Annotated in this window: 15 protein-coding genes; 3 read left to right on the forward strand and 12 right to left on the reverse strand. The window is 47.4% G+C overall.

Translation table 11 applies throughout. The annotated features are described in order from the left end of the window. Positions 1 to 386 precede the first annotated feature (386 nt). The 8 genes from DWY84_RS17360 to DWY84_RS05265 all read right to left on the reverse strand — a co-directional run bounded on the left by DWY84_RS17360 (position 387) and on the right by DWY84_RS05265 (position 7,729). Positions 387 to 560 (reverse strand): hypothetical protein, encoded by a 174-nt coding sequence (locus DWY84_RS17360; protein ID WP_182434917.1) that lies wholly within the window; start codon positions 558 to 560, stop codon positions 387 to 389. Between the two features lie 403 nt (positions 561 to 963). Continuing rightward, on the reverse strand, positions 964 to 2,727 hold the full coding sequence (locus DWY84_RS05235) for an ATP-binding protein (protein WP_243024767.1): 1,764 nt from the start codon (positions 2,725 to 2,727) through the stop codon (positions 964 to 966). Further along, complete coding sequence (locus tag DWY84_RS05240) at positions 2,724 to 3,401, reverse strand: response regulator transcription factor (RefSeq protein ID WP_118531461.1); 678 nt, start codon at positions 3,399 to 3,401, stop codon at positions 2,724 to 2,726. Before DWY84_RS05240 ends, DWY84_RS05235 begins: the two co-directional genes overlap by 4 nt. A 13-nt stretch (positions 3,402 to 3,414) precedes the next feature. Further along, positions 3,415 to 4,062, reverse strand: a complete 648-nt coding sequence (gene phoU, locus DWY84_RS05245) for a phosphate signaling complex protein PhoU (protein ID WP_118531462.1) — start codon at positions 4,060 to 4,062, stop codon at positions 3,415 to 3,417. Between the two features lies 1 nt (position 4,063). Continuing rightward, positions 4,064 to 4,813 carry a phosphate ABC transporter ATP-binding protein PstB gene (pstB, locus tag DWY84_RS05250; protein WP_118531463.1) on the reverse strand — a complete coding sequence of 250 codons (750 nt, stop codon included), beginning with the start codon at positions 4,811 to 4,813 and terminating at the stop codon, positions 4,064 to 4,066. Positions 4,814 to 4,825: 12 nt separating this feature from the next. Beyond that, on the reverse strand, positions 4,826 to 5,719 hold the full coding sequence (pstA, locus tag DWY84_RS05255; RefSeq protein WP_243024768.1) for a phosphate ABC transporter permease PstA: 894 nt from the start codon (positions 5,717 to 5,719) through the stop codon (positions 4,826 to 4,828). An 11-nt stretch (positions 5,720 to 5,730) separates the two neighbouring features. Then, a complete protein-coding gene (pstC, locus tag DWY84_RS05260) occupies positions 5,731 to 6,582 on the reverse strand; it encodes a phosphate ABC transporter permease subunit PstC (RefSeq protein WP_118531538.1) in 852 nt (283 codons plus the stop codon). Between the two features lie 190 nt (positions 6,583 to 6,772). Beyond that, entirely contained in the window at positions 6,773 to 7,729 is a 957-nt protein-coding gene (locus DWY84_RS05265) for a substrate-binding domain-containing protein (protein WP_118531466.1), read from the reverse strand. 242 nt (positions 7,730 to 7,971) lie between these two features. Here DWY84_RS05265 and DWY84_RS05270 point away from each other — a divergent pair, with 242 nt between their 5' ends. Then, a complete protein-coding gene (locus DWY84_RS05270; protein WP_118531467.1) occupies positions 7,972 to 8,217 on the forward strand; it encodes a type II toxin-antitoxin system prevent-host-death family antitoxin in 246 nt (81 codons plus the stop codon). A gap of 3 nt (positions 8,218 to 8,220) precedes the next feature. Next, a complete protein-coding gene (locus DWY84_RS05275; RefSeq protein WP_118531469.1) occupies positions 8,221 to 8,568 on the forward strand; it encodes a type II toxin-antitoxin system RelE/ParE family toxin in 348 nt (115 codons plus the stop codon). Between the two features lie 74 nt (positions 8,569 to 8,642). Here DWY84_RS05275 and DWY84_RS05280 read toward each other — a convergent pair whose 3' ends face one another. From DWY84_RS05280 to DWY84_RS05290, 3 genes are read right to left on the reverse strand one after another with little or no spacing between them, the layout of a single operon-like run. After that, positions 8,643 to 9,818: a M20 family metallopeptidase gene (locus tag DWY84_RS05280; RefSeq protein WP_118531470.1), complete on the reverse strand. Its 1,176-nt coding sequence runs from the start codon at positions 9,816 to 9,818 to the stop codon at positions 8,643 to 8,645. A 9-nt stretch (positions 9,819 to 9,827) separates the two neighbouring features. Beyond that, entirely contained in the window at positions 9,828 to 11,210 is a 1,383-nt protein-coding gene (locus DWY84_RS05285) for a Na+/H+ antiporter NhaC family protein (protein ID WP_243024769.1), read from the reverse strand. Next, entirely contained in the window at positions 11,211 to 12,518 is a 1,308-nt protein-coding gene (locus DWY84_RS05290; protein ID WP_118531472.1) for a CapA family protein, read from the reverse strand. A 141-nt stretch (positions 12,519 to 12,659) separates the two neighbouring features. Here DWY84_RS05290 and DWY84_RS05295 point away from each other — a divergent pair, with 141 nt between their 5' ends. Continuing rightward, positions 12,660 to 13,595 carry a LysR family transcriptional regulator gene (locus DWY84_RS05295; RefSeq protein ID WP_182434918.1) on the forward strand — a complete coding sequence of 312 codons (936 nt, stop codon included), beginning with the start codon at positions 12,660 to 12,662 and terminating at the stop codon, positions 13,593 to 13,595. A 75-nt stretch (positions 13,596 to 13,670) separates the two neighbouring features. On the opposite strand, the gene glyA is transcribed toward DWY84_RS05295, so the two are convergent. Continuing rightward, positions 13,671 to 14,918, reverse strand: coding sequence for a serine hydroxymethyltransferase (glyA, locus tag DWY84_RS05300; RefSeq protein WP_118531475.1), 1,248 nt, complete (start codon positions 14,916 to 14,918; stop codon positions 13,671 to 13,673).

Raw genomic sequence — 14,918 nt, forward strand, 5'->3', positions numbered from 1 at the left:
AAGAACGTGCCGGCAGCACCTCTTTGAATTGCTTGATTACCCTATACCTGGAGAAAACGGTCACGTCAAGGTCGCTTAAGCGCTTGTTATAACCTTGATGTGACCGTTTTATTCAGGTATCCTTTTGTAAGCAATGAAAAGTCTCGTTTTTAACTGTAATGGAGCCAGGAAAGCAGAAGCAGGCCGGGGCGGTATCCTGCGTAGCATAAATAGAAGTGCAACGTGTCCGGCTATGTGGCGACTGACGTTTTCGGGAGGCGGACGATCAGTCCGACTATCCGCAAACAGCTGTCAGCCACATCGTCTGAACACGGCACTTCTATTTTGCGCAGCGGAATACCACCCCGGCCTGCTTCGGACCTTTCGTGAATATTCTTTAAAAATTTTTACTGCCGCAGAATCGAAAAGTCTGGTGTATAGATCATATCATCTTTCGCTGCTTCCTTTTCCAGAAACATGATCATATAGATCGGATAATAGGTAATTTTATCTGCCGTGCTTACATTTTCATTGCATAGCACTATTCCCTGCGGAATATCATAGTTTTCCGCTGCCAGCACATTGCTCAGGGCCGCATGGCACAGTCATTTTTATCGCGCAATCCGTTTGTCCGTTTTTCCATAACTTTTTATGCTTATTTTGTCCGTTTTTCCAATAGATATTCACATATTTTTGTCCGCTTTTCCGCAAATTGTTTGTTTATAGTAATCAAGAAACCAGAACAGCCAATATAGCAGAAGTTCCGGGACCGTCATGCAGAACAAGCAGACACATTGGAATTTTCTTCATGAGCGAGCATAGCGTCAGGCCGGAGACCCTTGTTTGAGCACGCATAGCGTGCGAGTTTGGGTCGCAGGTCTGACAATAGGCGGCGCAGCGAATGAAGTACAAAATTCCACCGTGTTTGCGTTCTGTATGAGGATCCCGGAACTTCGGCCCTTTTTTGATACTGCAGATTCAATTTTAAAATACGATCCGGACCGTGGTTCCTTCCCCCAGCGCACTCTTTAACTCCACCTTCGCCTTATGGTAAATGGCTCCATGCTTTACAATGGAAAGTCCCAATCCGGTTCCTCCGATCTGGCGGGAGTGGCTTTTGTCTACACGGTAGAAGCGTTCGAAGATACGCTCCTGGTCATCGATCGGAATGCCGATGCCGTCATCTTCTACAGTCAGTACCGGATGGTCTTTGACGGTGACCACGTTGACTTCCACTTCGCCGAAGGGCTTGTTATACTTGATCGCATTGTCGCACAGGTTATAGATCATCTCATCGAGGATCTGTGGATTGCCGTTTACTACCGTTGGCTTTCCGGTGAGCATCAGGGTGATCTGATTCTTCCTGGCTACGTCCTGCAGGCGTTTTACCACATCAGACGCGAGCATATGCAGGTCTACCGGGCGCTTTTCCATCTGGACTTTTTCTTCGTCAAGCTGGGACAGGCGGATGATATCGCCTACCAGAGTGATGAGACGCTGGGCCTCCTGATAGATTTTTCCGGAGAAGCGGCCCATATCTGTCGGCTGAACCAGACCGTTCATCATGATCTCGGCATAGCCGGAGATGGAGGTGAGCGGTGTTTTCAACTCGTGGGAGACATTGGCCGTAAATTCCCGCCGCAGCTCTTCGCGGCTTTGCTGCTCGGTCACATCGAGAATGACTACAACCGCGCCGCTGCGCCCGTTGCTCTCTGCCACCGGGTTCGCGATAATCTGGTAGTGGCGGTTTCCTACATCCAGCATCTGCTCACAGTGAGTGCCTTTTAAAGCACCGTCTACAACCTGGCGGAAATTTTCTGAACGGTTCAGGCTGATGATGTTGAAATTCGCCTGGTGCCCGGTGTCAGCTGCATGGCCATGTGTTTCCGCGGTGCCAGTCTGCAGTCCTGCCCTCGCATTTCCTGCCTGACCATATCCATCCGCCTGCTCCACCGGAATTCCTAAAAGCTTCAGCGCGCTCTTATTATAGGACATCACATCGCCCCTGCTGTCTACCACAATAAATCCTTCCCGCATATTCTCGGTAATGGTGGTAAATTCTTCCTGCTTTTCCCGCAGGGTTTCCATCTGCTGCCGGATGGTTTCGTTTTGCTTTTCCAGTCGGCGTACCAATGGGGCCAGTTCATCGTAGACTTCACCGGCCTTTGGATCATCCGGATCCATCTCGTTAATCGGTGCCACGATCCGCTTGGTCTGAAATTCTGCCAAAATCAGAACACCCACCACGATCAGGATACCCATGGCAATCATGACCGGAATGGTATGTACTACCGTGGCCAGCGCGCTCTTTGTGGTGCTGGCTACACGGATGACGCTGCCATCGTCCAGACGTGCTACGTAATAGTAGGTCTGCTCGGCCAATGTGCGGGAAGTGCGGACACTCTCGCCCCGTCCGTTTTTCAGTGCTGCCGCGATTTCCGGACGGTCCTTGTGGTTTTCCAGGCTTTCGCTGTCCGCGAAGCTGTCATAAAGGACTGCTCCATCCGGGCTGACCCAGGTGATGCGGTTGACGCTGTTGCCGTCACCCCGGCTCTTTAAATGCGCAAGGTACTCTTCCCCAGACACATCCATAGCAGACTCCAGGTAACGCACCTCGGTCATAACGGACTGGCGCATCTGGGTCTGCAGATCCTGGCAGAGGAGCAGTGCTGTGATCAACGCAGATACTGCCATGGCAAGAAGAGCTACCAGACACAGGTTCCAGTAGATTTTTCTTTTGATTTTCATGTTTCAGACACCTCCAGCTTATAGCCGACTCCGCGGATGGTCTCAATGCAGCGGCTGGCCTCGCCCAGCTTCTGTCGTAATGTCCGGATATGGACATCCACCGTGCGGGTCTCTCCATCAAAATCATAACCCCATATTTTCGATAACAGCTGATCTCTGGTTAAAACCATGCCCTTGTTTTCCATCAGGTAACAGAGCAGTTCAAATTCCTTAAAGGTAAGAGTCACCGCATTTCCATCCACCGTAACCATATGGCGGTTTAAATCCACATGGATCGGGCCGGCATCACAAGTATCCGCACGCTGTTCCGGTTCTGTACGGCGCAGCAGTGCGCGCACCCGGGACACCAGCTCCATCATGCCGAAGGGCTTCGGAATATAGTCATCCGCGCCGCTGTCCAGGCCAACCACCTTGTCATACTCTGTGCCTTTGGCCGTCAGCATGATGACCGGGAGCCGTTTTGTGGGTCCGGCATCCCGCAGCTTCTTTAAGATGCTCAGGCCGTCCTCGTCAGGCAGCATGATGTCCAGGAGCACCAGGGACGGATATTCCTGCTTCATGGCATTCCAGAAATCTTTCGCGCAGGGAAACCCCTTTGCCGCAAGGCCCGTGGTCTGCAAAGTGTAGATTACCAGTTCCCGGATACTTTCATCGTCTTCAACCAGATAGATCATTTCTGTTCTCCTTCTATTCCAGATGGGTTCCCGTGATGGAATATTCCACCCATTCTGCAATATTCGTTGCATGATCTCCGATCCGCTCAAAGTACTTGGCGATCATCAGCATGTCAATGCAGAATTCACCCTGTTTTTCATCAATATTTCCGGAACCCAGCATGCCGATCAGTTCCTGTTTTACCTTTCCGAAAAGCTCATCGACCACATCGTCATACTGAACCACTTCTTTTGCGATGTTCAGATCACGCTTTACATAGGAATCAATGCTCTGGGTCACCATGCGCATGGTAGCGTCTGCCATATCACGGATATGAAGACGGCTCTTTGCCTCGCGGTCATCCACAAAGCCGCAGATCTCTGCAATATCCGATGCCTGGTCGCCGATTCGCTCCATATCAGAGATCATTTTCAGGGCTGAGGAAACCTGGCGCAGATCCTTTGCCACTGGCTGCTGCTGCAAAAGCAGCCGCATGCAGAGATTCTCGATATCGCGCTCCTTCTGGTCGATCTCATGATCGACTTTGTAAACCTCTTCCGCAAAATCCCCCTCTCCCATCAGGGTGCGGGATGCATAGGAAATGGCATCCTCGCAAAGAGCCCCCATACGGATCAACTCAACATTCAAAAGCTCTAACTGCTCATCAAATCGATTGCGCATATCAACCAAACCTCCCTGTAATGTAATCTTCTGTCTTCTTATTCTTCGGCATGGAGAAAATCTGCTCGGTCTCACCGAACTCGATCACTTCACCCAGCAGGAAGAAGGCGGTCTTGTCGGAGATTCGTGCTGCCTGCTGCATATTATGGGTTACCATGACGATAGTATAATCTTTTTTCAATTCTACTGCAAGGTCTTCGATCTTGGATGTGGAGATCGGGTCCAGTGCAGAGGTCGGCTCATCCATTAAAAGCACCTCCGGCTGTACAGCCAGGGCTCTCGCGATACACAGACGCTGCTGCTGTCCTCCGGAAAGTCCGAGGGCGCTCTTTTTCAGGCGGTCCTTTAACTCGTCCCAGATTGCCGCGTCACGCAGGGATTTCTCTACAATGTCATCGAGCTGCGCCTTGGAATGGATGCCATGGGTACGCGGACCGTAGGCAATATTGTCGTAAACGCTCATTGGGAAGGGATTCGGTTTCTGGAATACCATACCAACCCGTTTTCTTAGAAGGTTGATGTCCATGTCTCCGTAAATATCCTCACCGTCTAAGAGGATGCTTCCGGTGATGCGGCAGCCCTCGACCAGGTCATTCATGCGGTTTAAGGATTTTAATAAGGTGGATTTACCACAGCCGGACGGACCGATAAAAGCCGTGATCTCGTTTGCCTGGATGTTCAGATTGATTCCTTTTAAGGCTTTAAAATCGCCGTAATATAATTCCATATTACTGATTGTGAGCTTATCCATTTTGTTCTCCTTTTAAGCAGCCTTTCCGGACACTTTCTTTGCGATAAATCCGGATACTGCGTTGATGCAGACTACGATCACCAGCAGGACAACTGCGGTGGCGTAGGACTGGTTGGTATAAAGTCCCTCATTGGTCAGCACATACATGTGCACGGCCAGAGTACGGCCTGAGCCGAATAGGTTGGATGGAATACCTGCAACGGTTCCCGCTGTATACATCAGTGCCGCAGTCTCGCCTACAATACGGCCGACTGCCAGAATGATACCTGCCAGAATTCCAGGCACTGCGGATGGCAGAACCACCTGGAAAACGGTGCGGAGACGTCCGGCTCCAAGGCCAAAGCTTCCTTCCCGGTAAGAATCCGGAACAGCTTTGAGAGCCTCCTCCGTGGTTCTCATGATCGTCGGAAGGATCATGATCGCCAGCGTCATGGCACCTCCCAGGATGGTATAAGACCAGCCCAGTGCCACGGCAAATAAGAGAAATCCAAACAGACCATATACAATAGAAGGAATACCGGTCAGGGTCTCAGCGGTAATCCGCACGATGCTCACCAGCCGGTTTCCGCGCTTCGCATATTCTACCAGATAGATGGCTGCGAAAATACCGAGAGGAACTGCGATCAGCAGGGAAAGCCCTGTCATGACTACCGTGTTGACCAGCGCCGGCATCAGGGATACATTTTCTGTGGTGTATTCCCATGCGAACAGGCTCGGAGTCAGATAGGGGATTCCCTTGATCAGAATATATGCGATCAAAAACAGCAGTGTCAGCACTGTCAGAAGTGCGGAGACCGATACCAGAAGTAAAAGCACCAGTGACAGCGGACTGCGTTTATAGGATTTCAGCCGCTGACCAATGGTCTGATGGTTGATTGCCTGAATTTCCATATTTTTCTTTTCCATAGCTGCTTCCATTATGCATTCGCCTTTCTGCTGATGATTGAAAACGACAGGTTAATGATCAGAATGAATACAAAGAGAACTACCGCCGTGGCGATCAGCGCTTCCCGGTGTAAGTCCGTTGCATAGCCCATTTCCAGAACAATGTTGGCAGTCATGGTGCGGACACCTTGAAGGATGCCCTTCGGCATACGCGCCTGGTTTCCGGCTACCATGATGACAGCCATGGTCTCACCGATGGCGCGGCCCACACCCAGGATCACACCGGCCAGGATTCCGGATTTTGCTGCCGGGAGTGTTGCAAAAAATACGCTGCGCTCATGGCTGGCTCCCAGTGCCAGGGAACCCTCATAGTAGCTGGACGGCACTGCATTGATGGCAGATTCCGAAACACCGATGATGGTCGGCAGGATCATGATACCGAGCAGGATCGATGCGGTCAGCATGCTCTTTCCGCTTCCGCCAAAAAGCTGGGATACGACCGGCACGATCACCACCATACCGAAAAAGCCATATACAACCGATGGAATACCTGCCAGCAGATCAATCGCCGGTTTTACTACCTTATACACCGGCTTCGGACAGAATCTTGACATAAATACCGCCGTCAGGATTCCAATCGGCACACCAATGAGGACCGCGCCCGCAGTGACATAAATACTGCCGAGGATCATAGGCAGAATACCGAAGATATTGTTGCCCGGCTTCCACTTTTCACCGGCCAGAAACTGGAATATGCCAATCTTTCCGATGGCCGGAATACCGTTTGCGAAAAGGAAGACACAGATCATGGCCACACACAGAATGGATACGCAGGCACTCAGCAGAAACACCATATGCATAAGCTGTTCTTTCAGATTTTTCATGATTCTCACTTTCTTTCTGTTGCCGGGAGAAGAAATTACATCATATCCGGCATGCTTTACATAGAAACAGGGCCGCAGTGTTTTTTCGTCACGGGTTATATCCTGCCACAACGATGTCTTCCTGCTGCCCTGCTTCCTGTTTTTTCGTTTCAGTAGCGTTCTGGCAGACTGCTATTCACAGTCATGCTGTTTACTGAACATCTGCCCAGTCGGTGATCTCGCCGGTGAAGATGTCCTTCACGTTCTCGCTGGTCAGCTCGGCAACCGGGCTATCATTGTTGACTACGACTGCAATACCATCCATAGCGATGACAGTCGAGGTTAAGCCGGCTTCCAGTTCGCTGTCCTTTAAGTCTCTGGATGCCATACCGATATCACACACGCCCTCGATCGCAGAGGTCATACCGGTGGTAGAATCAGACTGCTGAACCTCGATCTCGACATCCGGGTTTACAGCCACATAAGCCTCTTTCAGCTTCTCCATAACCGGAGTTACAGAAGAAGAACCAGCTACAACAACCTTGCCCTTTAAGCCGGAAGCGGTGTAAGCGCCCTCATTGCCCTGGCTGATATAACCGTTGTCCTCAACAACCTTCTGACCATCCTCGCTCATGATGAACTTGATGAAATCAGAAGCAGCATCACTTAAGCCATCCTTGACTGCAATGTTGAAGGGACGTGCTACCTTGTACTCGCCTGCCTTGATGGCATCTACCGTTGCATCTGCACCATCGATGGCAACTGCTTTTACGGTATCATTTAAGGAACCCAGGGAAACATATCCGATCGCGCCCTTATTACCTGCGATGGTGGTCATCATAACGGAGGTACTGTTGGTGATCTCAGCATCCTCGGTGGTGTTGTCTACCTTCTCGCCAGCATCATTCTTGCTCTCAATGCCGAACAGCTCGATGAATGCGCCTCTGGTACCGGAACCATCCTCACGGGAAACTACGGTAATCGGGCCCTCTGCCTTGCCGCCGGCCGGCTCAGTGACCTCTGCCTTAGTGTCAGTCGCAGAACTTGCTGCCTCGGTCTGTGCCTCGGTTGCTGCAGCAGTCGTCTCTGCCGGTTTGCTTCCGCCGCATGCTGTCAGGCTCGCAATTGTCATACCCATTGCTAATACCATTGCTAATGTTTTCTTCATAATACGTTCTCTCCTCTTCTCTCTGTTTATGAATATTCTTTATTACGTTCTATGTTATCGTGGCTTTCATGTTCTCCATCTCTCAACCACAACTGCATTGTAAAATCCGAATGTAAAATCAAAAAGAGGGGGAATGTAAAATCGGTGTAAAATAGAATTGCTGCAAATTAACATGCGAATTTACTTGATAAGTTTGTAAGTATTACATATAATAAAAACAGAAAATGACGGGAGGTGAAATCATGCCGAATATTAAACCTATATCCGATTTAAGAAATTATACTGAGGTTTTAAAAGAAGTTCAGGAAGACCATCCTGTTTTTCTGACCCGCAATGGACGCGGCGAATTTGCCATTGTAAAAATCGAAGAATTTGATAAATTGAAAGCTGCTGTACAACTACTTGCCCATCTGGAGCAGGGGGAAAAATCAGCCCGTGAAAACGGATGGCTTTCTGCTGATCAGGTAGAAGCACTTTTGGGAGTATAACATATGTATCTGTTAGAATATACACCGCAGGCACTGCATGACTTGCAGACAATAAAAGCATACATCGAAGAAAATTTTGGTATGTCCGTTGCCAGCAATAAAATCAAAAAATTAGCATCAACAATCCGCCAACTAGAACTTTTTCCACATTCGGGACCGCCATTGCGCGACTTACTTGCTGTAGCCTCCGATTATCGTTATCTGGTTGCCGGTCCAAACTATGTGTTCTACCGCATTGAAAAACAAAGCATCAAAATAGTGCGTGTGTTAAATGAACAGCAGAATTTCATTCAAATTCTTTTTGGAATATCCAATTCTTCGGATTCCGATTCTTACTGGAAAGAATCATAAATTTCCACAAAATATTATAGGCCCGCGAAGCCGCATTTGCTGCGGCCTCATGGGCCTATAATTGCAAAACTAAACTAATTGTTTTTTATTGCTAACTGCTTTTGATAAGCAAAATCATCCTGAACAGCACGGAACTTCTCCTCATCATCCAGAAGATCATACACTGTTGCAGCTAGAATCTGGCTCCCCAAAGCGATGGCTCGGTATGCCTGCGGTGTCTTTCCCCAATCCAGATACTCCTGTGAATGGGAGGAACTTCCTTCTGGAACAAAAGCAACCCGAATGCATGCGCCAGGAATCTCATGCATAACATTTGCAAAATCTGTAGATCCTGTTTTTTCTCTATCCGGCTTACAATTTGGAGCATGATATAAAACGGCATTCTCCATGAGCAATGCATTCAATTTCTTTGCCGGAATTTTTCCTTCAATACGCTGATGATAACAAATATCACAAGTTGTCTCTGTCATCATGGACGCACCTCTGACAACCAGTTCAAACCGACGAATCAATTCATCCAGATAAGTGGAATCGTAAGAGCGCAGACCATATTCACCAGCAGCCTCCGCGGGTACAACATTCATTGCGCCTCCGCCATTAGAAATGGCATAATGCATCCGGCTATCCTCTCGAACATGCTCCCTCAAAAACTCAATTCCCTGAAAAGACAATAACATCGCATCCAGCGCACTGCGTCCAGCTTCAGGTTTCAACGCAGCGTGAGCACTCTTTCCATGGAAAGTAACCGTGGCACTAATCTTTGCCATCGATTTAATATCCGTCTGCGTGGCTGGACCCCCATGCATCATAAGCGCAATATCCAAATCTTTCAGATATCCTTCCTTCATCATGATCACTTTACCACCCTTGCCTTCTTCTGCCGGAGTTCCGTAAACAATCAAAGTGAAGTCCTTTTCTTTAAAGAGATGAGCCATGGCAGCTGCGGCTCCAAGAATTGCCGGTCCCTGCAACTGGTGTCCGCATGCATGCCCATTTGGAAGTGCATCATATTCACAGAGCAATCCGATTCTTGGTCCGTCATGACCCCAGTTATATTCTGCACGAAACGCTGTATTTAGAGAACCCAATCCACGTTGCACGGTAAACCCTCTGCTCTCCAACCAGTCCTCCAGAAGAGTGGAGGCAAATGTTTCCTGAAATGCCATTTCTGGCTTGTCGTAAATGGCATCTGCCATGGTCGTCAGTTCTGGCAGAAGTTCCTGCACAAAATCTTTTATTTTCTGTTTCATAAATTCTCCTTATACTCCATAACCAATAATCTGTGCAATCGAGCACAAGACACTGCCAAGAAGCAACCAAATTAAAAACAGCTTCCACATAAACTTCATCCAGCGATCATACGGAATATTTGCTGCACCCAAAATACCCATCAAAGCAGAGGAATGTGGCAGAACATAGTTACAGAAACCATCTCCAAACGTAAATGCCAGAACTGAAGTCTGTCGTGTAATACCAACAAGATCTGCAAGAGGCGCCATGATCGGCATAACAGCCGTCGCCTGACCACTTCCGGAAACAATAACCAGATTTACAAGTACATTTACCAGGAACATCGCTGGTCCCAACAGAAATCTTGGCACATGGTTCAGCATATTACTGGAGGCAAAAATAATCGTATCAATAATACCACCAGCTTTTAATACAGAAGCAATTGTACCGGCAAAGCCAATAAGAAATGCAGCTCCCAGCATGGTCTTACAACCATTGATAAACTCTGAAGCGATCTGAGATGGCGTCAGCCCAAGCAACAATCCTTCTACAATAGCAACAACAAGAAACAGGGCAGCATACTCTTCCAGATCCCAGCCCAGTTTCGTATTGCCAACAATCAGGCTAACAAGAGAAAGCAGCAAAACCAAAAGAATACAGATTTTTCTCCAATCCATTTTACCAAAAGCAGTCAGATCTACAACCCGTTCTTCCCGCCCCTGGTCAATATCATATACCGGGCTAAGCTCAGGATTTTTGCTAATCTTTCTGGCATAATTAACCAGGTAGAGACAGGTTACAATCAAAAATACAACAAAGCAAACTGCACGATAACGTAAACCGGAATAAACTGGAACTTCCGCAATTTTCTGGGCCAGCACAGCCGTATTAATATTCAGACCTGCAGTAGAAAAACCAATTGCACCGCCTAACAGAATGATAGCGACGCCAACGATGGAATCAAATCCCATTCCCATAGCAATAACAACCATGACAGGCGCAAATGCAATAAAATGGTTCACTGCCTGTGTAGTGCAAATTACTGCAAAAGCAGCCGTCATAACAGGAACAAACAGATATGCCTTACCACGGAATTGCCCTGCAGTAGAGCCAACCAGAACCTGCAGAGCGCCGGATTTCGCGATCATGTGAAAAGCCGCACCGGCAAAAATGACCGTATACATCAAATCAATTTTGGAAATCAGGGATTCCACGATCATCTTTGGTACCTTTAACAGGCTGACCGGAGAACTTTCCAAATACTGAAAAGAAGTGGGATCAACAACTTTAACGCCTTCCGCATTCTCAATACGCGCAAATTGACCAGCAGGAACAATCCAGGTCATTACAACAGCCAGCAAAATAATCATGACCATAATAACTAACGCATGGGGCATCTTGAACTTTTTCATCTACTTCTCCTCCGTTCTTATTTTTATCAATCCGTTTTCCATATACATTTCCGTACCAAATGGTTCACTAAGCCGTGCCAGTGTCTGATAAATAAGATTACTGTCAGTTTCATCAGCCGGACCCGGAATTGCTTTAAAGGACCGTACCTGCTCATAGCCAAGAGAAATCGGCAACATCTCAATGCTAATACACTGCCCCCCCTCCATTACTACCCGCGGAAGCACAGACAGAAAGTTTTCTTTTGACTGCTGTCCGCCGTTTTTTGCCTTTGATTTTCGGTAAGCAATCGCTTCCCGCGCAGTGGTGGTGTACGGAAGCTTATACTTATCCATGAAGTCCGGGGGCAGAACATCTACGAACTCATTCTGATAAATAAAATTGCCCAGGGAATAGAAAACCGGCTTGCCTTTATATAGTTCAATACCTTTCAACTGATGGCAGCCACCTCCAAGTACCAGGCTGGCTCCGGCATCAATGAACGCATGAGAGCATTCCTGAACAAAATCCTCAATCGATTCCATATTATCGTCTTTCATCTCATGCGAATGAAACATAACCACAACATGCTCCACATCACGTTTCAATTCCTCAATTGCACGGATCGTTCGATTCAAATCCACAGTCGAAGGTATCGTGATTTTGCCTTCCTGAGCATTCAGGCAGAATTTCATATCTTTAAATTCAAAAATATCATTGCTTTCCTGAAGTTTGTAGCCCGTTTTTAATCTGCGCTTATTTTTCACATTTACATTACAGACATCGGCTATTTCCTTCAATTGATCCATATGCGCTTGATTCAGCAAATATTTCTGTTCAAAACGCATGGGATTGATACCGGGACGGGCCGGTAAATACGGTCCCTGGATACCGGCTCTGGCAGAATCATCAAACGTGGATGTAAGTGCAATCAACGCAGTACGTCCTGCAGCAGACTCTGCAATTGCCGCTTTGGATGCTTTTTCTAGGCTTTCTCCTGCACCAGTAAAGGCAATCCCTCGCTGTCGAAGAGCTGAAAGTGTCTGGAACAGGCCCGGGTACGAATAATCCAGCATATGATTATTGGCAATCCCCCAAAGGTTAAATCCAAAGTCCAGCAAATCATCCAACACTGGGGCTTCTGCTGTCAGCCATGTTCCACCGGAAAATGTAGACGGATAACAATTTTTGTCAGTGATTGTGGTCTCAAGATTCACAATCCGAAAATCGCCCGTTTTCAGATACTCCTGAATCTGCATCTGACCCGGATAATTTTCAGGAAGACGATGCATGATCAGTGCGTCCCCGCAAGCAGTAAATACCGTCCTCAAATGAATCCCCCCTTTTTTTCTAATTGATATTACAATTGTAACAAACACTTCTTGATAGAAACAGTATATTATGTTAATCTAAGATTAAGGAAAGCTTAATCCGCATATTTATATCTGTTTATTTTAATGGAGGGGATTACCTTGCGGCTAAAGGATGAAAAATATGTATGCGCCCTGGCAAACTATGGAACCATCCGGGAGGCATCTGAAAAATTATATATTTCAGCACCAGCGCTCAGTATGTATATCAATCATCTTGAAAAAGAACTTGGAGTGGATTTATTTTATAGAAATCAGCAGCGCTTTTTTCCAACTGATATTGGTAAAAAGTACCTGGAACGCTGCCAAAAAATTCTGGAAATTGACCAGGAATTCTCTATACAATTAGGGAAACTCCAGAGCAAAAAAGAAAACTCTATATCTATCGGTATGTACAAGCGATCGGCCGCCTATCTATGGATTCCGCTACGCGAATCACTCAAAGCGAATTTTCCTGACCTAGAATGTCATTTAACGGTAGATAAGACAGAACGCCTGCGTGAAATGCTCAATAAAGGGGAATTAGACATGATTCTGCTTACCATTCCAAACAAGCCGAAACTTCAACAGATTTTTGTAGGCAAAGACGAACTTCTTTTTGCCTGCCCTACTGTGTGGAATCTGGAAAATACAGATCTTGGGAACGGACGTTTTCCACTGACAGATCTGACAAAGATCCCAGAAGAAAAAATCTTTCTCCCGGGAAAAACACAAAATATCTATTCTTTTGTAATTCAGTTTATGAATGTAAACAACATTGACTATTCCCATTTTTCTACACTAAACAATCTGGAAATATCCATGCAAAATGTATCTGCTGGAATCGGATGCTGCTTTACATTTCGAAGCTACCTTAATACATTTCCATCGTTATCCAATATTACATTCTATTCTCTAAGCGAAACACCAACTCGGATCAACTGGTATTTGGAATGCCTAGATCATGTAATGGAAAGCAGATATTTCCACACCATAAAGAAGGAAATTGCCCGATTGCTTCACATTTCACAGATTTCTACAGCAATTCCGAAAATCTGAGTACATCTTTATGAAGTCAAAAACACCGTTGAAAAGCCATGCAAAATAAGCTTTTCAACGGTGTTTTTAATTTCATTATTTGTACAGCGGATATTTCTCGCACAGCTTTGTTACTTCGCCGCGGATGTAATCTGCCTTGTTCTCGAAATCGGTTGCTGCCAGCCAGATGCACTCTGCGATCTTCGGCATATCCTCTTCCTTTAAGCCGCGGGTAGTAACAGCCGGGGTTCCGATGCGGACACCGGAGGTTACGAACGGGCTTCTCGGCTCATTCGGAACAGTATTCTTATTCAGGGTAATGAAGACTTCATCACAACGGTTCTGAAGCTCCTTACCGGAGATGTCCATGCCGCGCAGGTCTACTAACATTAAGTGGTTGTCAGTGCCGCCTGTTAAGAGTTTAAATCCCTTCTCCACCAGTGCTGCTGCCAGTGCCTTTGCATTCCTGCGGACCTGCTTCTGGTACTCGGTGAATTCCGGCTTTAATGCCTCACCAAGGCAGACTGCCTTTGCTGCGATAACATGCTCTAACGGACCGCCCTGGGTTCCCGGGAAGATGGCTTTGTTGAAGTTGAACTTGTCAGCAGACTCCTTGCTTGCCAGGATCATGCCGCCTCTCGGTCCGCGCAGGGTCTTGTGGGTGGTAGTGGTTACCACGTCTGCGTACGGGATCGGGCTCATATGCTCACCCGCTGCTACCAGACCTGCGATATGCGCCATATCTACCATTAAATATGCGCCAACCTTGTCTGCGATCTCGCGGAACTTCTTGAAGTCGATTTCTCTTGCGTATGCGCTTGCACCTGCAAGGATCAGCTTCGGCTTGTGCTCAACTGCCAGACGCTCTACCTGGTCGTAATCGAGGAAGCCTTCATCGTTAACACCGTAGGACACGATGTTGAAGTAAAGGCCGGAAAAGTTAACTGGGCTTCCGTGGGACAGATGGCCGCCATGGTCAAGGCTCATGCTTAACACCGTATCTCCCGGTTTTAACATTGCCAGGAATACTGCCATGTTTGCCTGTGCGCCGGAATGCGGCTGAACGTTTGCGTACTCACAGCCAAACAGCTTCTTTGCACGCTCAATTGCGATAGTCTCTACCACGTCTACATACTGACATCCACCATAATAACGCTTTCCGGAATAACCCTCTGCGTATTTGTTGGTCAGCACGGTTCCCATTGCCATCATGACCGGCTCAGATACGATATTCTCGGAAGCGATAAGCTCCAGATTTCTTCTCTGACGTGCGGCTTCCTGTTCAATTGCCTTGCCGACTTCCGGGTCATAGTTTTCGATAAATTTCATTACCTCATTAACCAT

Source organism: Clostridium sp. AF27-2AA, from assembly GCF_003478505.1.
Classification (GTDB): Bacteria; Bacillota; Clostridia; order Lachnospirales; family Lachnospiraceae; genus Brotaphodocola.

Bases quoted from the DNA above. Each gene is read 5' to 3' on its own strand.
- pstA (WP_243024768.1), bottom strand. From the start codon at position 5,719: ATGGAAAAGAAAAATATGGAAATTCAGGCAATCAACCATCAGACCATT.
- DWY84_RS05235 (WP_243024767.1), bottom strand. From the start codon at position 2,727: ATGAAAATCAAAAGAAAAATCTACTGGAACCTGTGTCTGGTAGCTCTT.
- DWY84_RS05285 (WP_243024769.1), bottom strand. From the start codon at position 11,210: ATGAAAAAGTTCAAGATGCCCCATGCGTTAGTTATTATGGTCATGATT.
- phoU (WP_118531462.1), bottom strand. From the start codon at position 4,062: ATGCGCAATCGATTTGATGAGCAGTTAGAGCTTTTGAATGTTGAGTTG.
- pstB (WP_118531463.1), bottom strand. From the start codon at position 4,813: ATGGATAAGCTCACAATCAGTAATATGGAATTATATTACGGCGATTTT.
- DWY84_RS05270 (WP_118531467.1), top strand. From the start codon at position 7,972: ATGCCGAATATTAAACCTATATCCGATTTAAGAAATTATACTGAGGTT.
- DWY84_RS05275 (WP_118531469.1), top strand. From the start codon at position 8,221: ATGTATCTGTTAGAATATACACCGCAGGCACTGCATGACTTGCAGACA.
- glyA (WP_118531475.1), bottom strand. From the start codon at position 14,918: ATGGTTAATGAGGTAATGAAATTTATCGAAAACTATGACCCGGAAGTC.
- pstC (WP_118531538.1), bottom strand. From the start codon at position 6,582: ATGAAAAATCTGAAAGAACAGCTTATGCATATGGTGTTTCTGCTGAGT.
- DWY84_RS05240 (WP_118531461.1), bottom strand. From the start codon at position 3,401: ATGATCTATCTGGTTGAAGACGATGAAAGTATCCGGGAACTGGTAATC.
- DWY84_RS05265 (WP_118531466.1), bottom strand. From the start codon at position 7,729: ATGAAGAAAACATTAGCAATGGTATTAGCAATGGGTATGACAATTGCG.
- DWY84_RS05280 (WP_118531470.1), bottom strand. From the start codon at position 9,818: ATGAAACAGAAAATAAAAGATTTTGTGCAGGAACTTCTGCCAGAACTG.